Origin of the sequence: Micromonospora hortensis (assembly GCF_022230935.1) — a bacterium.
GTDB lineage: Bacteria > Actinomycetota > Actinomycetes > Mycobacteriales > Micromonosporaceae > Micromonospora > Micromonospora hortensis.
Window position 1 is genome coordinate 1 of record NZ_JAKKFE010000044.1, and the last position, 20,320, is coordinate 20,320.

General features: G+C 71.7%; 18 protein-coding genes. 7 read left to right on the forward strand and 11 right to left on the reverse strand.

Annotation, left to right across the window (positions count from 1 at the left end):
* Positions 1–533 precede the first annotated feature (533 nt).
* Positions 534–824: a hypothetical protein gene (locus NIE111_RS26195; RefSeq protein WP_238686985.1), complete on the forward strand. Its 291-nt coding sequence runs from the start codon at positions 534–536 to the stop codon at positions 822–824.
* 49 nt (positions 825–873) lie between these two features.
* Here the strand turns inward: NIE111_RS26195 and NIE111_RS26200 are convergent, their stop codons facing one another.
* From NIE111_RS26200 to NIE111_RS26220, 5 genes are all read right to left on the reverse strand, one after another.
* Complete coding sequence (locus NIE111_RS26200; RefSeq protein ID WP_208603809.1) at positions 874–2,283, reverse strand: class II fumarate hydratase; 1,410 nt, start codon at positions 2,281–2,283, stop codon at positions 874–876.
* Positions 2,284–2,318: 35 nt separating this feature from the next.
* Complete coding sequence (locus tag NIE111_RS26205) at positions 2,319–5,297, reverse strand: AfsR/SARP family transcriptional regulator (protein WP_238686986.1); 2,979 nt, start codon at positions 5,295–5,297, stop codon at positions 2,319–2,321.
* 258 nt (positions 5,298–5,555) lie between these two features.
* Complete coding sequence (locus NIE111_RS26210; RefSeq protein ID WP_238686987.1) at positions 5,556–7,223, reverse strand: fumarate hydratase; 1,668 nt, start codon at positions 7,221–7,223, stop codon at positions 5,556–5,558.
* Positions 7,224–7,348: 125 nt separating this feature from the next.
* On the reverse strand, positions 7,349–8,791 hold the full coding sequence (locus NIE111_RS26215) for an outer membrane protein assembly factor BamB family protein (RefSeq protein ID WP_372488405.1): 1,443 nt from the start codon (positions 8,789–8,791) through the stop codon (positions 7,349–7,351).
* A gap of 72 nt (positions 8,792–8,863) precedes the next feature.
* A complete protein-coding gene (locus NIE111_RS26220) occupies positions 8,864–9,367 on the reverse strand; it encodes an Lrp/AsnC family transcriptional regulator (RefSeq protein ID WP_238686988.1) in 504 nt (167 codons plus the stop codon).
* Positions 9,368–9,506: 139 nt separating this feature from the next.
* Between NIE111_RS26220 and hppD the strand changes: the two genes are divergently transcribed.
* The 6 genes from hppD to NIE111_RS26250 all read left to right on the forward strand — a co-directional run bounded on the left by hppD (position 9,507) and on the right by NIE111_RS26250 (position 15,357).
* Positions 9,507–10,712 (forward strand): 4-hydroxyphenylpyruvate dioxygenase, encoded by a 1,206-nt coding sequence (gene hppD / locus NIE111_RS26225; RefSeq protein WP_238686989.1) that lies wholly within the window; start codon positions 9,507–9,509, stop codon positions 10,710–10,712.
* A gap of 11 nt (positions 10,713–10,723) precedes the next feature.
* Positions 10,724–11,425, forward strand: a complete 702-nt coding sequence (locus NIE111_RS26230) for an RDD family protein (RefSeq protein ID WP_238686990.1) — start codon at positions 10,724–10,726, stop codon at positions 11,423–11,425.
* A gap of 76 nt (positions 11,426–11,501) precedes the next feature.
* A complete protein-coding gene (locus NIE111_RS26235; RefSeq protein WP_238686991.1) occupies positions 11,502–12,512 on the forward strand; it encodes an RDD family protein in 1,011 nt (336 codons plus the stop codon).
* Positions 12,509–13,612, forward strand: a complete 1,104-nt coding sequence (hisC, locus tag NIE111_RS26240; RefSeq protein ID WP_238686992.1) for a histidinol-phosphate transaminase — start codon at positions 12,509–12,511, stop codon at positions 13,610–13,612. The genes NIE111_RS26235 and hisC overlap by 4 nt, the downstream gene beginning before the upstream one ends.
* A gap of 139 nt (positions 13,613–13,751) precedes the next feature.
* Positions 13,752–14,306: a hypothetical protein gene (locus NIE111_RS26245; RefSeq protein WP_238686993.1), complete on the forward strand. Its 555-nt coding sequence runs from the start codon at positions 13,752–13,754 to the stop codon at positions 14,304–14,306.
* 127 nt (positions 14,307–14,433) lie between these two features.
* Entirely contained in the window at positions 14,434–15,357 is a 924-nt protein-coding gene (locus NIE111_RS26250) for a DUF916 domain-containing protein (protein WP_238686994.1), read from the forward strand.
* Between the two features lie 40 nt (positions 15,358–15,397).
* On the opposite strand, the gene NIE111_RS26255 is transcribed toward NIE111_RS26250, so the two are convergent.
* From NIE111_RS26255 to NIE111_RS26280, 6 genes are all read right to left on the reverse strand, one after another.
* Complete coding sequence (locus NIE111_RS26255) at positions 15,398–15,757, reverse strand: LPXTG cell wall anchor domain-containing protein (RefSeq protein WP_238686995.1); 360 nt, start codon at positions 15,755–15,757, stop codon at positions 15,398–15,400.
* Positions 15,758–15,859: 102 nt separating this feature from the next.
* The gene (locus NIE111_RS26260; RefSeq protein ID WP_238686996.1) at positions 15,860–17,116 is read right to left on the reverse strand and encodes an outer membrane protein assembly factor BamB family protein; all 1,257 of its coding nucleotides are present in this window, start codon (positions 17,114–17,116) and stop codon (positions 15,860–15,862) included.
* Positions 17,117–17,197: 81 nt separating this feature from the next.
* Entirely contained in the window at positions 17,198–17,680 is a 483-nt protein-coding gene (locus tag NIE111_RS26265; RefSeq protein ID WP_238686997.1) for an SRPBCC family protein, read from the reverse strand.
* 144 nt (positions 17,681–17,824) lie between these two features.
* Positions 17,825–18,034, reverse strand: coding sequence for a DUF397 domain-containing protein (locus NIE111_RS26270; RefSeq protein ID WP_030327888.1), 210 nt, complete (start codon positions 18,032–18,034; stop codon positions 17,825–17,827).
* Between the two features lie 176 nt (positions 18,035–18,210).
* On the reverse strand, positions 18,211–19,407 hold the full coding sequence (gene fahA, locus NIE111_RS26275) for a fumarylacetoacetase (protein WP_238686998.1): 1,197 nt from the start codon (positions 19,405–19,407) through the stop codon (positions 18,211–18,213).
* Complete coding sequence (locus NIE111_RS26280; RefSeq protein ID WP_238686999.1) at positions 19,404–20,273, reverse strand: hypothetical protein; 870 nt, start codon at positions 20,271–20,273, stop codon at positions 19,404–19,406. The genes fahA and NIE111_RS26280 overlap by 4 nt, the downstream gene beginning before the upstream one ends.
* Positions 20,274–20,320 lie beyond the last annotated feature (47 nt).

Here is a 20,320-nt window from a genome sequence, read left to right on the forward strand (position 1 = left end):
CCCCACGAGACCCACAGCCAGCGCGACCCACAGCCAGCGCGACCCACAGCCAGCGCGACCCACAGCCAGCGCGACCCACAGCCGGAGTGCGCCACGACCAGAGCGCGCCACAGCCGGAGTGCTACCACCAGGACAAGCGGAGGCGATGCCACAAACGAGTCAGGTCCAAAGCGTCAGCCCAAGACATTGCCGGACCCGCCGACACCTGCTACCCCGCCCACGCACACGCGGGCCACCCCGGGCCGACCACGCCCACCATTCCAGCCGCGCCCACCACCCGACCGGCCACGCCCACCACCCGACCAACCACATCGGCCACCGAACCCGCCGGCAGCCCCGACCGACCACACAAGATCGTGCTCGATCCTGGAAAGAGTGGGGTCCTGGCGTGCGGAAGCCACTACATCCAGGATCGAGCACGATCTTGCGCAGGGCAGGTGGCGCAGCGCAGGTGGCGCAGCTCCGACGCAAGTCCGGCGCGACCCCTAGCCCGGCGACACCCCGGCGCAGTCCGGTCAACGAAAGGCCACAGCATGTCCCGGATCGCCCCGGACGGCCGCGCGACGGCACCACTCCGACCGCACCTGCCGCTGCGCCCGCTCTGGCTCTGCCGGGTCTGCGCCGCGCCCTGGCCGTGCCCGGTCGCCCGACTCACACTGCGTCAGGAGTACGCGCACGACCGCATCGGGTTGAGCATCTACCTGTGCGCCGTCCTGCACGAGGCGGCTGCCGACCTGTACCGACTCAACCCGCACGACGGCCCCGACCCCGCCGCGCTCTTCGCCCGCTTCCTCGGTTGGGCGAGACCACGGCACCTACCCTGACCAGGGCAGGCTGCGGCAGGGCGGGCCGAGCCGGGCGGGGCAGGACGGGTCAGGGATGGGTCATCCGGAGCAGGTCCAACGTCTCGTCCAGCTGGGTCTCGGTGAGCTTGCCGGAGTCGACGTGCCCCCGGGAGATGACCACCTCGCGGATCGAGGTCTGCTTGGCCAGCGCCTCCTTGGCGATCGACGCGGCCTCGTCGTACCCCAGGTAGCGGTTGAGTGGGGTGACGATCGACGGTGAGCCCTCGGCGTACGCCAGGCAGACCTCGGCGTCCGCGACCAGGCCGACCACCAGCCGGTCGGCGAAGAGCCGGCTCACCGCGGAGAGCAGCCGGATCGACTCCAGCAGGTTGCGGCCCATCACCGGGAGCATCACGTTCAGCTCGAAGTCGCCCTGTGAGCCGGCGAAGCCGACGGTCGCATCGTTGCCGATCACCTGGGCGCAGACCTGCCGCATCGCCTCGGCGACCACCGGATTGACCTTGCCCGGCATGATCGACGAGCCGGGCTGGAGGTCCGGGATGCGCAGCTCGCGCAGGCCGGCGCGAGGGCCGGAGCCCATCCAGCGGATGTCGTTGGCGATCTTGTAGAGGCCGATCGCCACGGTCCGCAACTGCCCCGAGGTCTCCACCAGCGCGTCCCGCGCGCCCTGCGCCTCGAAGTGGTTTCGCGCCTCGCTCAGCGGCAACCCGGTCGACTCACGCAACCTGTCGATCACGGCGGCGGCGAAGCCGAGCGGGGTGTTGATCCCGGTGCCGACGGCGGTGCCGCCCAGCGGCAGCTCGGCCAGTCGGGGCAGCGCTCCCTCCAGCCGTTCGATCCCGTAGCGGACCTGGGCCGCGTACCCACCGAACTCCTGACCGAGGGTGACCGGGGTGGCGTCCATCAGGTGGGTACGCCCGGCCTTGACCACCGTCTCGAACTCGGCGGCCTTGGCCTCCAACGCCGAGGCCAGGTGCGCCAGCGACGGCAGCAGGTCTTCGACGATGAACTGGGTGGCCGCCAGGTGGATCGAGGACGGGAAGACGTCGTTGCTCGACTGGGAGGCGTTGACGTGGTCGTTCGGGTGCACCGGGGAGCCCAGTTCCCGGCTGGCCAGGGTCGCGATCACCTCGTTGGTGTTCATGTTCGACGAGGTGCCGGAGCCGGTCTGGAACACGTCCACCGGGAACTGGTCGTCGTAACCACCGTCGGCGACGTGCGCGGCGGCGGCGGCGATCGCGGCGGCCACGTTGGCGTCGATCACGCCCAGCTCGCCGTTGACCTCGGCCGCCGCGCCCTTGATCTGGGCGAGGGCCTTGATCTGGGCCGGTTCGAGGCCCCGGCCGGAAATCGGGAAATTCTGCACCGCGCGCTGGGTCTGCGCCCGCCACAGCGCCTCGGCGGGCACCTCCACCTCGCCCATCGAGTCGCGTTCGATGCGGTAACCGGTCGCCTCTGGAGTCGTCACGCGTACCATCCTGCCGCGCCCGTGGCCGACTCGCAGATGATCCGTCAGCCCAACTCGGTGAGCAGCCGTTCCACCTCGTGCTGATCCGGCGACTCGATCTGCCGAAACAGCGCCAGCGCTCGCTCCAGGTGCGCGCGGGCGGCCGCCGGATCGGTGGCCCGTACGCAGCGGGCGATGCCCTCCAACGCTAGGCCCTGCTCGCGTGGGGAACCCAGCCCGGTGGCGTCGACGAGCACCCGACGATGCAGGTCGAGCGCGCTTGTCACGTCCCCCTGATCCAGGATGGCTCGGGCCAGCAGGTTGCGCGAGCCGCACTGGGCGATGCGATCCCCCGCCTCGGTCATCGCGACCAGTGCCGCACGGTGCAGATCGGCGGCCCGTTCCGGACGGCCAGCCTCCCGTTCCATCATCCCGATTTCGTTCAACACCTCACCCTCGCCAAACCGGGTGCCCACCTCTCGCTTGACGCGCAGCGCCACCCGCAGCAACCGCTCGGCCGGCACCACGTCACCCATCCGATGCCGGATCATCCCGAGGTGCCCGAGGGCGTTGCCGATCCGGCGCGGATCGCCGACCTCGCGGGCGATCCCCAGGTGCCGCCGGGCGGTGCGCAGCGCCTCGTCGAACCGTCCCCAGAGAAGCAGGGTCATCGCGAGGTTGTTGAGCTCGTTCGCCAGCGCCTCCTTGTCGCGCAGCCGCGTCGCCAGCGCGCGGGCAGCGTCGTAGCACTCCCGGGCCCGGCGGAACTCGAAGTTGGCGGCGTAAGAGGTGCCCAGGTTGCCAAGGGTGTTGCGGAACTCACGGCGCAGACCGAGCCGGCGGAAAATCTCCAGCGACCTTTCCATCACCCGGATCGACTCGGGGAAAGCACCCAACCGGTAGTGGGCCGAGGCGAGATAGTTGAGCATTGTCGCGACCGCCCGATCGTCGCCCAACTCCTCGGCGGCGCGCAGGCCCGCGGAGTGCGTCTCGATCAACTCGTCCAGGCGGCCACTCTCGAACTGGGCGTGCCAGCACGCCCTCGCCAACTGCCAGCACTTCTGGAGAAGCCCCTCGGTCTCCGCCAACCGGACCAGTGCGGGCCACAGGGCAAGGTTCTCGTTGAGCCAGGTTCGACCCTGCTCGGTGACGATCGTGACCAGGTCAGCCCGAACCGGCACCGTCACCAAGATCAGCGGTTGGGTCGAGGAGAGCTCCCTCTCGCGAGCGATCGCCGTGGCGACGTGCAGGTGGTGATCGAGCAGACGCTCGATGGCGTCCCGCCGCTCGCCTGCCCGCTCAGGCTCGGCGACCAGCGTCCGCGCGTACTCCCGGACCAGGTCGTGCAACCGGTAGCGGCTGGGCTCCGCCTCCTCCACCAGGTGCGCGTCGACCAACTCGTCGAGCAGGTCCTGGACCTCGGGCAGCGGCAGTTCGACCAGTACGGCCGCGACCAGGTTGTCGAACCGTACCCCCGGGTGCAGACCCAGCAGCCGGAACGCGCGCTGCGCCGCCGGCGACACCTGGGCGTACGACAGGGCGAAGGCTCGACCGACGGACCGTTCGCCCGCTTCGAACTCGGCCAACGGGTCCGGTCGGGTGCTCAGCCGCTCGGCCAGGTCGGCGATCCGCCAACGGGGTCGGTGTGCCAGTCGGGCACCGGCCAGTCGGATGGCGAGAGGCAGGTGACCACAGCGTCGGACCACCTCGGTGGCGGCCTCCGGCTCGGCTGCCACCCGGTTCATGCCGACCACCCGCCCCAGCAGCTCGACCCCCTCGTCGGTGTCGAGCACGGGAAGCGACGAGGGCCGGCCCTCGTCCACCCCGACCAGCCGTCGACGACTGGTGATCAGGATCAGGCATCGCGAGCCGTTGGGCAGCAGGGGTGTCACCTGGTCGGCGGTGGCCGCGTTGTCCAACACCAGCAGGGCCCGCCGGCCGGACAGCTCGGAGCGCCAGAGCGCCAAACGGTCGTCCTGGTTCGCCGGTACGCGCTCGTCGGGCACACCGAGTTGCCGCAGCAGCGTCGCCACCGCCGCAGCCGGCGTCAACGGCGTGCGCTCGCTGTGCCCATGCAGGTCGAGGTAGAGCTGGGCGTCCGGGTAGTCGTCTGCGAGGGCGGTGGCGAGGTGCACCGCGAGGGTGGTCTTGCCGCTGCCCGCCATGCCGTCGATGAGCTGGATCCGGGCCCCGGCCTCCACCTCCTTGACCAGGCGGGCCAGCGTCTGCTGCCGGCCGGTGAAGTCGCCGATCGCCCGGGGCAGCGAGCGGACCGGAGCGATCGGCCACGCTTCCCGACCGGCCAGGGCCAGGTCACCGGCGAGCACCCGCTGGTGCAGCTCCTGCAACTCGGCGCCGGGCTCGATGCCCAACTCATCCGCGTAGAACCGCCGGCCCTCCCGGTAGACCGCGAGCGCGTCGGCCTGCCGCCCGACCGCGGACAGCGCCAGCATCAGTTGGCCGCGCAGCCGCTCCCGCAGCGGATGCCGGTCGACGCTCTCCGCCAACTCCTCGATGAGTTCGGCGGCCAGACCGAGGCGCAGCTCGACATCGACGCACTCCTCCAGCGCGGTGAGACGCTGCTCGTCGAGTGCCTGTGCACGGCGGCGGACGCTCCGGCTCGGGATTCCACCCAGCGCCGGCCCGCGCCACAACGCCAAGGCGGCGCGGAATTCGGCACGCGCGTCTACCAGGCGACCGGCCGTCGCGGCGGATCGGGCCGCCTCCACACCCCGGGTGAAGACCTCGGCGTCCAGGTCGGTCGGTGCGGTACGCACCCCGTACCCCGCCGGGTCGGTGACGATGAGGTCCGGTGCCAGCTCGAGTTCGGTGAACCGGCGACGCAACCGCGACACGCAGGTCTGCAACTGCGCTCGGGCGGTGGCCGGCGGGCGGTCCTCCCACACCGCGTCGACCAGCTCGTCGACCGGCACGAGCCGGCCAGCCCGCAACAAGAGCATGGCGAGCACGATCCGGTCGCGTCCGGCGGTGACAGTGGACTCGCCACCGCCCACCCGCAGAGGCCCCAGGATCCCGAACCGCATCTGCTCTCCCGCATCAGTGGTGCAACTTCCAGCAGAGTAGTCCGGTGATAACAGACCGCCTCGGTCAGGCGATAGTGATCTGAGAGCGGATCGACAGCGGTGCGCAGCACACTCATTCCGAGTTGTCGGTGACGGCATCCGACGGGGGCGGTGCGCCCGTCCCACCCCAGGGGGCGGGCGTACCGATGTCGGCAGAGCACGGGCGACAGAACGGGCGCCGGGCGACTTCGCCCGGCGCCCTTTCGCGTACCTGTGGGGTCAGCGGCGGCCGACGGTGAGCACCGGCTTGGTGACCTCGGCGAAGAAGTCGTTGCCCTTGTCGTCGACCACGATGAAGGCGGGAAAGTCCTCCACCTCGATCTTCCAGACGGCCTCCATGCCCAGCTCCGCGTATTCGAGCACCTCGACGTGCTTGATGCAGTCCTGGGCGAGGCGGGCCGCGGGGCCGCCGATCGAGCCGAGGTAGAAGCCGCCGTGCTGCTGGCAGGATCGGGTCACCTGACCCGACCGGTTGCCCTTGGCCAGCATCACCTGGGAGCCACCGGCGGCCTGGAACTTCTCCACGTAGGCGTCCATCCGGCCGGCGGTGGTCGGGCCGAACGAGCCGGACGCGTACCCCTCGGGGGTCTTCGCCGGGCCTGCGTAGTAGACCGCGTGGTCACGCAGGTACTGCGGCATCGGCTCACCGGCGTCCAGCCGCTCGGCGATCTTGGCGTGGGCGATGTCCCGGGCGACGACGAGCGGCCCGGAGAGGGAAAGGCGCGTCTTCACCGGGTACTTCGACAGTTCCGCGCGGATCTCGTCCATCGGCCGGTTCAGGTCGACCCGGACCACCAACTCGGCGTCGAGCGAATCGTCGGTGACGTCGGGCAGGAACCGCGCCGGGTCGGTTTCGAGCCGCTCCAGCCACACGCCCGACGGGGTGATCTTGGCGACGGCCTGGCGGTCCGCCGAGCAGGAGACGGCGATAGCCACCGGGCAGGACGCACCGTGCCGGGGCAACCGGACCACCCGTACGTCGTGGCAGAAGTACCGCCCACCGAACTGCGCGCCGATGCCGAAGTTGCGGGTCAGCTCCAGGACCTCCGCCTCCAGCTCCAGGTCGCGGAAGCCGTGCGCGCTCATCGAACCCGTTGTGGGCAGCGCGTCAAGATACTTGGCGCTGGCGTACTTCGCGGTCTTCAGCGCGTACTCGGCGGAGGTGCCGCCGATGACGACGGCCAGGTGGTACGGCGGACAGGCGGCGGTGCCGATCAGCCGCAGCTTCTCCTCCAGGAACTGCATCATCCGCGTTGGATTGAGCAGCGCTTTCGTCTCCTGGTAGAGGTACGACTTGTTGGCCGAGCCACCGCCCTTGGCCATGAACAGGAACTTGTACGCGTCGGGGTGCCCGTCCGGGTCCTCGGCGTACAGGTCTACCTGGGCGGGCAGGTTGCTGCCGGTGTTCCGCTCGTCCCACATGGTCAGGGGAGCGAGTTGGGAGTAGCGCAGATTGAGCTTGGTGTACGCCTGGTAGACGCCCCGGGAGATGGCCTCCGCGTCGGCACCGTCGGTCAGCACGTGCCGACCGCGTTTGCCCATCACGATGGCGGTGCCGGTGTCCTGGCACATGGGCAGGACACCGCCGGCGGCGATGTTGGCGTTGCGCAGCAGGTCCAGCGCGACGAACCGGTCGTTCGGCGAGGCGGCCGGGTCGTCGATGATCGCCCGGAGCTGCGCCAGGTGTGCGGGGCGCAGGAAGTGCGCGATGTCGTGCATCGCCTCGGCGGTCAGCGCGGTGAGCGCGGCCGGCTCCACGGTGAGGAACCGACGGCCTCCCGGGCCGTGTACGACGTCCACGCCCTCGTCGGTGACCAGGCGATAGTCCGTCTGGTCCGGGCCGGTTGGCAGCAGAGGGGCGTACGAGAATGCGGCGGCACTGCTCATGAGCGGCAAGCCTAGGGCAGACCGGTCGATCACTCCCACCCGCCGGGCGGGTCCTGGGACGCCGCTCTCATCCACCGGGCGCGCTGGGCCCGGCCGCCATCCCGATCTTCGGACGAACCGCCCGCTCAGCCGTCCTTGCCGCCGCCCGGGTCGGGGCAGAGTTCCCCCTTCGGCCCGCAGTCGCCGTCGTTCGGCCCGCCGGGGCCGGGGCCGCCCGGCCCGGGATTCCCACCGTTGCCGGGCGGTCGGCTGGGCGAGCTTCCGGACGCGCCGAAACGGACGTACCCGATCTCCCGCCCCTCACCGATGATCATCCCCTGTGACCCGACGGCGAGGGCGTTCGCCGAGGTGCGCAGGGCCGCCAACTCCCGGCCGGTGCGTGGGTCCAGTGCCGCCAGCCGGGACGGCTTCTCGTCGGCCACCACCGCCGCGTACGGGGTGAGCGCGGCCCCGGCCTTGCCGCTGGCCTGCCGCGTCCAGAGCACCTTCTCGGTGCCCAACTCGCGGGCGATGACCGAACGTTTGTCGGCGGCCCGGAACACCGCCGAACGGTCGTCCACCGCGATCAGCTTGGTGCCCGGCTCGCCGACCCAGAGCAGCCGGCCGTCGTACCCGTCGATGACCGCCTCGCGGCCGTCCGGGGCGACGCCGATCAGCACGTTCCGCGCACCCTGCGGGTCCTCGCGTTGCACGCAGCCGGCGGAGTCGGCGGTGCGCAGGTTGATCCCGGCCCGCTGCCAGGCTTCCTGCCCGGTGGCCGAGTCGCGGGCGGAGATGGCGAAGTAACAGGTGCCGTCCTGGGAGCGGGCGGCGATCCGCAGCAGCCGGCCGCCCACGACGGAGAGCCGCTCCTCCCGGCCGGGCTCGACGTTCTGCAGCACCCGGCCGGTGGCGGTGTCCACCACGTGGACCCGACCGTCGACCGGGAAGCCGAGCAGCGGTGGCGCGGCCTCCGCCCCGGCCACGCCGTCGTCGATCCGGGTGGCGGTGAGCCGGCGGGTGCCGCGCAGACCCGGGTTGTCGGCGAGCAGGCCGCTGTGCACCCCGGGCAGGAAGGCCGTCCAGAGCGGCGCCGTGCCACGCGGGTCCCAGGCGCTCAGGGTGCAGTCGGTGGCGTCCGTGCACCTGGCGTCGAGGAGCAGGTTGCGGTACGTCCAGACGGCCACCGCGTCATCGTCACGCCGCCGGGTCACCCCCGTCGTCGGGTCGAGCAGCTCGTACCCCTTGACCAGGAGCTTGCCCACGGCCACTACCGGGTCCCGGTCGCCGCCGGCGACCGCCGCCCAGTCCGCCTTGCGCTCCCAGAGTTGGGCGCCGGTGGCCAGGCTGCGAGCCTCGACCCGGGTGCGCTGCTCGACCACGACGGCGTCGCCGGCGATTGTCACGCTGCGCGGAGTGCCACCGACCCGTTGCTGCCAGACCACGTCGGGCTCGGAGATGGGTTCGCTGCGGTCCACCCAGTCCCACAGGCCGGGGAACGGGTTCCACACGCCTGTCGCGGCGAGCGCGACGACCACGGCGAGGCCAAGCAGCAGCCCACCGCGCACGCTCCCCTTCGCCACCCGCACACCGTAGCCACGATCACGGATCTTCCGTACGCCCGCGCCGCCGTGTCGCCGCGCTTTCTGCGCTCGGAGGTGTTACAGCGCCCTTCCCTCGGACCGAACAGCGCTGCGCACCAGCGGAAGCGTGCGGTAGGGGATCTGCTCGGCCAGCGCGATGATCGTCGAGGCGCGGGTGATGCCGACGGACGACACGATCTGGTCGATGACCCGTTGCAGGTCGGTGTTGGAGCGGGCCACGATCCGGCAGAGCAGGTCGCTGGAGCCGGTGATGGTGTGCGCCTCCAACACCTCGGGGATGGCGGCGAGGTGAGCGGTGACCGGGTCGTGGCCGTGCCGCTGACTGATCTCCAGGGTGACGAAGCTGGTCACCCCGAACCCGATCGCGGCCGGCGCGATCTCGGGGCCGAAGCCCTCGATGACCCGCCGCTCGACAAGCTTGTCCAGCCTCGCCTGCACGGTGCCCCGGGCCACCCCGAGCCGCCGGGAGCACTCCAGCACCCCGATCCGCGGCTCCTCGGCGAGCAGTTCGATCAAGCGCACATCGAGCGAGTCGAGCTGTACATTCTGCTCACCATTCATGAGTGAGCACCATACCGAATGCGCAACCTGACCAGCATTTCCGCCAACAGTTGCCCACTCGATGCCGGGCCAGCGATCCTCGCCACAAGAACCGACCACGGCGGCCCACAAGGCCGGCCGGTACGCGAGGGAGCCCACCATGACCCAGGCGATCGACCGACCCCAGTCGACCGAGGACGTCGACGTCGACCGGCTCGTCGGCGCTGTCGACCACGACATCAGCCACGACCCGTTCCCGGTCCGGGGCCTCGACCACGTGCACTTCCTGGTCGGCAACGCCAAGCAGGCCGCCCACTACTACTCCACCGCCTTCGGCATGACCTGCGTGGCGTACCGCGGCCCCGAGCAGGGCTACCGGGACCACGCCCAGTACGTGCTGACCAGCGGCTCGGCCCGGTTCGTGCTGACCGGCGCGGTGCGCCCGGACGCCGAGGGCGCCGAGCACGTGGCCCGGCACAGCGACGGGATCAGCGACATCGCGCTGGAGGTCCCGAACGTGGACGCCGCGTACGCGCACGCCATCGCGCAGGGCGCCGCCAGCGTCGTCGAGCCGCACGAGGTGACCGACGAGCACGGCACGGTCCGGATGGCCTCCATCGCCGCGTACGGCGACACCCGGCACACGCTCGTCGACCGGTCCCGCTACAGCGGCCCGTTCCTGCCCGGCTTCGTGGCCCGGGGCCCGATCGTGGACCGGCAGCCGATGATCGACGCCGGCATCCAGCCGAAGCGCTTCTTCCAGGCCGTCGACCACGTGGTCGGCAACGTGGAGCTGGGCCGGATGGACGAGTGGGTCGAGTTCTACAAGCGGGTGATGGGCTTCTCCAACATGGCGGAGTTCGTCGGCGACGACATCGCCACCGACTACTCGGCGCTGATGAGCAAGGTCGTGGCGAACGGCACCCGCAAGGTGAAGTTCCCGCTCAACGAGCCGGCGATCGCCCGCAAGAAGTCCCAGATCGACGAGTACCTGGAGTTCTACCAGGGCCCGGGCGCGCAGCACATCGCCGTCGCCACCAACGACATCCTGGCCAGCGTCGACGCGATGCGCGCGGCGGGCCTGGAGTTCCTGGACACCCCGGACTCGTACTACGACGACCCGGAGCTGCGCGAGCGGATCGGCAAGGTGCGGGTGCCGATCGAGGAGCTGAAGGCCCGCAAGATCCTGGTCGACCGGGACGAGGACGGCTACCTGCTCCAGATCTTCACCAAGCCGGTGCAGGACCGTCCCACAGTCTTCTTCGAGCTGATCGAGCGGCACGGCTCGCTGGGCTTCGGCAAGGGCAACTTCAAGGCGCTCTTCCAGGCGATCGAGCGGGAGCAGGAAGCCCGCGGCAACCTGTAACACTTGCGAGCGTGACGCAACCTCCGTCGTACCCGACGCCGCCGGCCGGTGGGCCCCGACCCACCGCCGGCGGCTTCGCGCCGCAGCCCGGCCCACACCCCCACGGGTACGCCGCGCCGCCGCAGTACGCCCCACCCGGGTACGCCCCGCCGCAGTTCTACGGCGGACCACAGCGACCGGTGGCCCCGCCCCCGACGCTGACCCCGGGCGGACAGCCGCTGGCCAGCTTCAGCGATCGACTGCTGGCCATGTTGCTCGACGCCGCGGTCTTCATGGTGGTCGGCCTGGTGCTCGCGGTGCCCGCGGCGATCATCTTCCTCGTTGTCGTTGCGCCCGATCTCGCCCTGTTCGCGTCGGACGGCTCGATCCGCGAGCCCGACTATCTCCGTGAACTCCTGCTGCCCCTGCTGTGGCTGGACCTCGGGATCATCGCGATCTCGCTCATGCTCGCGTACGTCTACTACGTCGAGATGATGTTCAAGACCGGCCAGACCTTCGGCAAGAAGATGATGAAGCTGCGGATCGTGCCGCTGGATCCGACGCGCTCCCTCGACCGCCGGGCCGCCGCGAAGCGGTTCCTGGTGCAGCAGTTCTCTGGCTTCGTCCCGGGGCTGAGCTACCTGGACGGGTTGTGGCAGCTCTGGGACAAGCCGTGGCAGCAGTGCCTCCACGACAAGTTCGCTCAGACGGTCGTCGTTAAGGTGTCCCAGTGAGCGAGCGCAGCGAGCGAACCAGCAGGCTCAGTAGGGTGGCGCCTCGCGCCGTCGCGAAGCGAAGCGGAGCGATGGCGTGAGCGTTCAACCTGGTTGGTACGTCGACCCCGCCGACACCGAGACCCGGCGCTACTGGGACGGCGAGGGTTGGCTCGGTGCGCCCATTCCCGTCGACGCGACCCCGCCGGACGGTCCGCCGCCGGCCGAGCCGCCGCCCGCACCGGTCACCCCGGCCGCGCCCGGGGCGTCGACGACCCCCGACTCGGCGACCGGCGCGCCGGGCTGGTCGCCCCAGCAGGGCCCACCCCCTGGGTACGGCCCACCCCCTGGGCACGGCCCGCAACCGGGGCACGGCCCTGGCTGGGGACCCCAGGCTGGCCCTCCCGGTTGGGGTCCGCAGGGCGGTCCGCCGGGCTGGACCCCGCCGGGCGCCCCTCCTGGCTGGGCACCGCCGGCCGGTCACCCCGGCTGGCCCGGACGACCGCCAGAGCCGCGACCGCACGGCCTCAGGCTGGCCGGCTACGGCCGTCGGCTGGTCGCCCGGCTGATCGACTTCGGCCTCGTCTTCGCGCTGAACGTGGTTGTCAACGGCTGGTTCGTCTGGCGCTGGGCCCAGGAGTGGGCGCCGTACTGGCAGGAGGTCTTCCGGCGCGCGTCGCGCGGCGACACCTCCGCCGACGGCCTGCCGATCCCCAGTGAGCAGGCCAACTCTCTGCTGGTGGCGATCCTGCTGATCGCCACCGCGCTCTGGCTGGCGTACGAGGTGCCGACAATGGCCTCCGGCGGGCAGACAGTCGGCAAGCGGGTGATGCGGATCCGGGCGGTGCCAGTGGCCGCCGACCAGCCGCTGGGCGTCCGCCGGGCGCTGAGCCGCTGGAGCACGCTGGGCCTGCCGACTCTGCTCTGGTACTGCGCCGGGCTCGGCCTGGTGCTGCAACTGGTCGACGCCCTCTCCCCCCTCTTCGACCATCCCCTGCGCCAGGCGCTGCACGACAAGCGCGCGCAGACGGTGGTCGTCGAAGTCCCCCCGCACACCGATACCGCCCCCTCGAACGACCGTAACCAGCCCCCGGGAGACACCCCATGACCGACTCCGGACGTCACCAGCCGGCGCTGCGGCTGACCCGCGTCGACCTGGACGCGCTGCCCAGCTACGTGCCGGGGCGCAGCCCCGCCGACCTGGCCCGGGAGTTGGGCCTGCCGGAGGCCATCAAGCTGGCCAGCAACGAGGTGCCATACGGGCCACTGCCCGGCGTGGTGGAGGCGGTCACCGAGGCGATCACCACGTCGCACCGCTACCCGGACATGGGTGTGGTCGCGCTGCGGGACGCGCTGGCCCAGCGGTACGGGGTGGACGCCGACCGGATCGCCACCGGCTGCGGTTCGGTGGCGCTGGCCGAGCACCTGGTGCGTGCCACCTGCCTGCCCGGCGACGAGGTGCTCTACTCGTGGCGGTCCTTCGAGGCGTACCCGATCATCGTGGCGACCAGCGGCGCGACCAGCGTGCGGGTGCCCAACGACGCCGGGCACGGGCACGACCTGGCGGCGATGGCCGCGGCGGTGACCGACCGGACCCGGGTGATCTTCGTCTGCAACCCGAACAACCCCACGGGTACGGCGCTTCGCCGGGCCGAGCTGGACCGGTTCCTCGACGCCGTGCCGGACGACGTGCTGGTGGTCATCGACGAGGCGTACCGGGAGTTCGTCACGGACGCGGAGGTGCCGGACGGTCTCGACTACCTGGACCGGCCGAACGTGGCGGTGTTGCGCACCCTGTCGAAGGCGTGGGGGCTCGCCGGGCTGCGAATGGGCTGGCTGGTTGCCCAGCCGGTGGTGGCGGCCGCCATCCGCAAGGTGGCGACCCCGTTCTCCAGCAGCACGGCGGCCCAGGCCGGGGCGCTCGCGGCGCTGACCCAGGTGGTGGAGATGGAGCGCCGCTGCGCTCTGGTCGTCGCCGAACGGGACCGGGTCACCGAGGCGCTGCGCAAGTTCGTGCCCGACGTGCCGACGAGTCAGGCCAACTTCGTCTGGCTGCCGTTGGGCGAGCGGGCCGTGGCGTTCGGCAAGGCGTGCGAGGCGCGCGGGGTGATCGTGCGGCCGTTCGCCGGGGACGGGGTCCGGGTCACGATCGGCACCCCGGCCGAGAACGACGCGTTCCTGGCGGCTGCGGAGGCGGCGCTGACCTGAGCACCGAACGACCTTCTGTGACCAAGTGATGACAGATGGGTTGTTTGTCCGTTTTAGCATCTCGTTGCCCCTATCTTCCGAAGTAGCCAGACGTGCCGAGGATCGCGTCCGGCTCACTTCGAGAACGGGGTAAACCACAGTGCGTACTGCCAAGATCTGTCTTGCCGGGGCGGCCGCCGCGGCGATGGTGGGCTTCCTCGCCACGCCGGCCGCCGCCGCGCCCACCGACACCACCACCGTCACCTTCGAGGTACTCGCCGGCACCCTCGACATCGACGCGCCGGCCGCCGCCGACCTCGGTGACGGTGCCCCCGGTGGGGTCATCACCGGCCAACTCGGCGTGGTGACGGTCACCGACTCGCGAGGCGCCGCCGACGCCTCCTGGGTCGCCTCGGTGACCGCGAGCGTCTTCCAGACCGGCGGCGGCTCACCGCCCGAGACGGTCCTCCCTGAGGACATCGACTACTGGTCCGGCCCGGCGACGGCCACCACCGGCACGGGCACCTTCACGCCGGGGCAGGCCACCGCCGGCGACGCCCAGCCGCTCTCCAGCGTCACCCCGCTCACCGCGTTCACCCACAGCGGCGGCACCGGCGGCAACACCGCCAGCTGGAACCCCACACTGGACGTCAACGTCCCGCTGGACAGCATCGCGGGCGTGTACACCGGCACGGTGACACATTCGGTGGCGTAGCCGCCGGGGGCGGTCGACCATCGCGGTCGCCCTCGCCCTGTTCTGCCTCGCCGGTCCGGGTCTGTCGACCCGGGCCGGCGCGGTCGAACCGGAAGCGGGATCGGACGACGGCACCATCGGGATCCGGTTGCTGGAAGCCCCGACCGAGCGCCGCAACGACCCTCGGGCGCTGCGCTACATCGTCGACCACCTACCGCCGGGCACCACCATCAAGCGGCAACTGCTGATCGTCAACCGCACCGACCAGACCCGTCGGGTCGACGTGTATCCGGCGGCCGCGACCCTGGAGGACGCGGCGTTCCGCTTCGGCGAGGGTCGCGCCGAGAACGAGCTGACCTCCTGGGTCACCCTCGACGAGCGCGCGGTCGAGCTGGGACCGTGGGAAGAGACCCGGGTCCGAGCGACCGTCACCGTGCCGCCGGCCGCCTCCCGGGGCGAGCGGTACGGGGTGGTCTGGGCATCCACCGCCTCAGCGCCCCGGGCCGGCGGCGAGATCATGCAGGTCCACCGGGTCGGAGTCCGGATGTACCTCGACATCGGGCCCGGAGGCGAACCCGCCTCCGACTTCTCGATCGGCGAGGTACGCCCGGCCCGCAGCCCCGAGGGCGAACCGTCGATGACCGTCCAGGTCACCAACACCGGAGGCCGTGCCATCGACCTGACCGGCGCTGTCACCCTGAGCGAGGGCCCGGCCGGCAGTCGGGCCGGCCCGTTTCCGGTCGGGCAGGGCGTCACGCTGGCGCCGGGCGCCTCCGGGCAGGTCATCGCCCGACTCCCGACCACGTTGCCGAACGGCCCCTGGAAGGCGGAGGTGAACCTGGAGAGCGGCCTGGTGAAGCGAAGCATCACCGCGCGGGTCACGTTCCCCGACGCTGGTCAGGTCGGCAAACGGGGCAGTGTCGTCTCCCGGATCCTCTCCGGGTGGACAGCGGCGGCGGCAGTCGTGGGCCTACTGCTGATCGTCGGCCTCGCCATGCTGGCCCGCCGTTCCCGCCGGTCCGGTCGGCCTCCCACCAGCCGCCCCAGGGAGCGCACCCCGGCCAACCGCTGACTGCGGAGCGCAGCCCGACCACCGGCTGCGGCGGGGTTTGTCAGCTCGGCCGACTGCGGCGGGCGGCGAACCACCCGGCGACGAGCAGGGCTGCGCCCAGCACGGCGAGGAGCAGCACCGACCCGCCCGACCCTGTGACCGGCAACTCACCATGACTCGGTGTGGGCTGGGGCGGTGCCGTCGGTGTGGACGTGGGTGGCGGCTGGGTCGGGGGCGGGGTCGGCGACGCCGGCAGGATCTCGAAGGTGACGCCGGTGTCCGCCGAGGGCTCGGCCCGGACAGCGCCGAACCCCCGCGCCGAGGCGGGGTCGGCGGCCAGCACCGGCGACACCGCCAACGCCAGGCTCGCGGTGGCGGCGAGCGCGCCACCCACGAGGTAGTTGGCTGTTGTCCTGGCCATGCGCCGACCCCTTCCACCGGAAACCTGAACCGTGAAAAACGTACCCTTTCACGACAAAGGGAATGGAATGGTTGGGTGTTTCCGAGTCCCAAGACGCCACGATCAGGTGGCGGCCAGAATCACCGTCTCGCCTGTGTAGTAGTAGCGCCGGTCGTCGCCGGTGGGGTCGACAGGCCTTCGGAGCCGCTCGATCGCCACGAACCCGTCCTCGGCCGTCACCGCCCCGGGTGCCCAGCCGGTCCCGTCCGAGCCGACGTTGAGAACGAAGCGGGACAACTGCCTACCGGTCACCGGATCCAGCGTCACCAGATCGTTCGCCTCGGTCAACAGGTGCACCCGGCCAGGTTGCCCAGCCAGCACCCGGGCCGTGCCCAGGCCCGGGGACCGCCACAGCTCCGTGCCCGTACGCGCGGATCGACCCACCACTACCCCGTCGAGCACGGCGACGGACTGCTCACCGACCAGCGCGGCGTCGGCCGGGTCCAACGCGGGGGCGGCGACCGGCGACCCGGCAGCCAACAGCCAACCCCGACCGCCCTCGTCACCCGGCCCGGCGGTCCGCAACCCCAGACAGTCCGACCCGCCGGTACGACAGCCGAGCGGCGTCACCACGAACCCGTCCGGGCCGCCCGGCGGGCGCCAACGCTCACGTACCTCGCCCGTCGCCGCGTCCCGGAACTCGACAGTGGCCGCCCCGGCGCAGGTGTCCAGACCGATCAGCAGCCCGGTGGCGCTGGTGCCGACGTCGCTACGACACCTGCCCGGCAGGTCGACCCGCCACAGCTCCCGGCCGCCGCTCAGCTCGATCCCACGCGCCTGGGTATCCCCGGTCACCACCAGCACGACCCGCCCGTCGGGAAGGTCGGTGAGCTGGAGCCCGGGCGCATCCCAGACGGCCGCCGCCCAGGTACGACGCGCCGGCGCCGTGCTCCCGACGGGCTCCGGGCCGTCGGCTCGCCAGAGCACCCCGCCGGTCCGGGCGTCCAGTGCGACGAGGTGCCCGTCGGACCAACGGCTGACCACGGTGCTGCCGCTGGCCACCACCCCGGTCAGCTCCGCTGGCCACCGCCGGTACGACCAGTACGGGCTGGTCCGGTACCGCCCGTCGACCGGCCGGTCGGCGTAGACCTGGCGGTGTGCGGCGTACACCCGCAGTCTCCCGTCGACGATCAACGGGGCGACCGGCAACCGACCGATCACGCCGGCAGCAGGTCGGGCCGGGGCCGGATAGTCGGCCCGCGCCACAGTGCTCACCTCTGCCGGTGCGAGGACCCGGTGGACGATGACCACGACGGCCGCCGTCGCGAGCAGCGCCGCGACCGCGATCGCGAGCCGTCGCCGGCCTCTCGGGAACCTCATGCCGCACCTCCGCCCGGCACCCTACCCAGCGGAGGGGGCCGGACCCCGTTCAGGTCATGGCGAGGGCTGAGCGCCTGGCGCTCAGGCGGCTTCGACGGAGCCGGTGGCACCGGCCGCGACGGCAAGGTCGGCGAGATCACGCCAGAGCGCCGCCTCGACCGCGCGTACGGCCAGCCCGCCGAGCAGCAGCGCCACCACCCGACCGTACGGAGCTGTCGGCACCGCCTCGTGGGTGACGGTGACCGCTGTGCAGCCCCGACGGCGGCGGCGAACCGGCCGCAGGCTCCAGGTGATGCGGTAGTCCGCGCCGGTGCCGGAGGAGCAGAGCACCAGTCGCTGCGGCGCGAGCGCCTCGACCACCAGGAACTCCTCGGTCAGCGTGCCGCCACCCGGCTGGGTGCGTTCCTCGCGCCAGGAGGTGCCCGGCCCGAACGAACCCGGGGTGAGCACCTCGATCGGGCCGGCGGCGGTCAATCGGGCCGCGCGGCCGGGCAGGTCGGTCAGCAGACGCCAGACGTCGACAGCGTGCGCCTCGATGATTCCGGTAATCGCCACCGTCGACATGACACCCTCCCGTGTCCTCGACGGTACGCGGAGTGAGGGCGGGACGGGGCCCCCGGAGCGGAATTTTCACCACCCGGGGGCCACGCTGTCCGATTGGGCGGTCGCCTCGGCACCGGTCGTCGTCGACCGGCGCCGAAGCGCCGGTCAGCGCTCGAAGCGACCGGCCCGAATCGCGCCGATGAACGCTGTCCACCCCGGCGGGCTGACCGCGAGTGTGGGACCGGCCTGGTCCTTGGAGTCGCGGACTCCGACCAGACCATGGACGTCGACCAGGTTGTCCGCCACTTCCACGCAGAGCCCCTGGTCGTTTGAGCGGCTGCTGGTACGCCAGACCGCGCCCGCAAGATCGTGCATCGTCGTTACCTCCGTGTGCGTCGGGATTGCCCCACCGCTGGCGGCCGAGCGGAGCCCGGCTCGGATTGCGCGGTGTAGCAACGGAATCCGGACGATCAACGGATCAACCAGGGCCGGTGATCGCACAGCCGGTGCGATCACGGGTCCCGTGCACGAGACGGATGGCGGTTGCCCGCTCAGCGGGCCGGGCGAACCGTGCCGGATACCTCACCGAGGGCGATGGTGGTGCCGTCCGGGCCGGGGGCGGTGGCCGTGATGGTCACCGTGTCGCCGTCGTCCAGGAAGGTACGGCTCTCGCCGCCCACAGTGACCGGCTCGGCGCCGCCCCAGGTCAGTTCCAGGAAGGAGCCGACCTGCCCTCGGTCCGGGCCGGAGACGGTCCCGGAGGCGTACAGGTCACCGGTGCGCAGCGAAGCCCCGTTGACGGTGAGGTGCGCCAACTGCTGGGCGGGGGTCCAGTACATGGTGGCGAACGGGGGTTCGCTGACCTGGTCGCCGTTCCACTCGACCGCCAGGCGCAGGTCCAGGCCCAGGTGCGGCACGTCCCGCAGGTAGTCCACCACCGGCGGGTCCTGGTCGGGGGCCGGCACGAAGGCGTCGGCGAGGGCGTCCAGCGGCGTCACCCAGGCCGAGACCGAGGTGGCGAACGACTTGCCGAGGAACGGGCCGAGCGGCTGGTACTCCCAAGCCTGGATGTCCCGGGCCGACCAGTCGTTGACCAGCACCACCCCGAAGACGTGCTCGGCGAAGTCGTCCACGGAGACCCGATCGCCCAACGCGCTGGGTACGCCCACCACGAAGCCCACCTCGGCCTCGATGTCGAGGCGTACCGATGGGCCGGTGAGCGGGCCCTCGGCGGAGGCCCGCTGCCCGGTCGGCCGGGTCACCGGCGTGCCGGAGACGACCACGGTGCCGGCCCGCCCGTGGTAGCCGATCGGCAGGTGCTTCCAGTTGGGCAGCAGCGGCGGCTGGCCGGGGCGGAAGATCTGCCCGACGTTCGACGCGTGGTGCTCGGAGGAGTAGAAGTCGACGTAGTCGGCCACCTCGATGGGGAGCAGCAGCTCCACGTCGTCGAGGGACACCAGCAGTGGCTCCACCGCGTCCCGGTGCGCCGGGTCGGTGAGCAGCTCGGTGATCCGCTGCCGTACCGCCGTCCACTGCGGACGACCCAGGGCCATGAAGTCGTTGAGCACGGGCCGGCACAGAGTGCCGGCGGCCAGCACTAGCTCGGCGGCCTCGGCCGCCGCGAGGTCGAGGACCCAGGACCCGATCCGTACGCCGATCCGCGACGAACCCCCGTTCTGCCGGAACACCCCGTACGGCAGGTTCGTCACCCCGTACGGCGAACCGTCGGCGCCGGTCACCCAGGTCATGCGTCGTAGCCCCCGTTCACCAGCCCAAGCCGGATCAGATCGGTCAGTGGTTCCAGAATGCTGCACGAGCCGAAGCCCACCCACAGGGGGCGAGGCCCGCCCAGCCGTGCCGTCGCGCGCTCCACCAGGGGGCGCGGGTCGACAACGGTCAGCAGCTCGGCGACCGAACGCACACCGTCACCGTCGGCGGCTGCCAGGGTCGCGGCCAGCACGTTCGCGTAGCCGTGGTGGGTGAACCCGGTCTCCGGGTCCAGGTGTCGGATCGCCTGGTGCAGCCCGGCGGTGAGCTTGAACGGCAGGCCCCGGTCCCGGCAGGCGCAGATCACAGTGGCCAGCTCGGTCGGGGTGGGGAAGAGTTCGGCGGCCAGGCCGCCGGTGCGGAACTTGGCCGCGATCGGCACCCCGTCGGCCCGCGCGGCGACGAGCGCGTCCAGTGCGCCCATCAGCCCGAAGGTCAACGGCAGTTCGGCGTAGACGGCCTCCACACCCGGCAGCGCGTCGGTCAGCCGCAGCAACTCGGCGATGCCGGGCAATGGGTCCTCGCCGCGCTTGGCGACCGCCACCTCGACCTGACGCGCGGTGACGCCGTCGGGGGCGAGAAACGACAACGCGAACGGCAGGTTCCCGATCCCGGTGTCACCGATCACGCCGACCACCAGGCCCTCGCCCGGGTCGACGAGACCGCTCAGCTCACCGGCGGCCACGTCCGACGCGGGGATCAGCAGCGGGCCGACCAGGTCGGCGTACCAGGCGGCGCGGTGTTGGCGGTGGGCAGCCAGGGCGTCGTGCAGCGCGGCGCTGCCCGGTGGGAAGACGGCGGCGTCGTCCACCAGGCCGTGGAGGAGTGCTGGCACCTGCGTTGACACGGAATAAGAATGTACGGGACGCTACGAGGAACGGACAACAGCGTCCG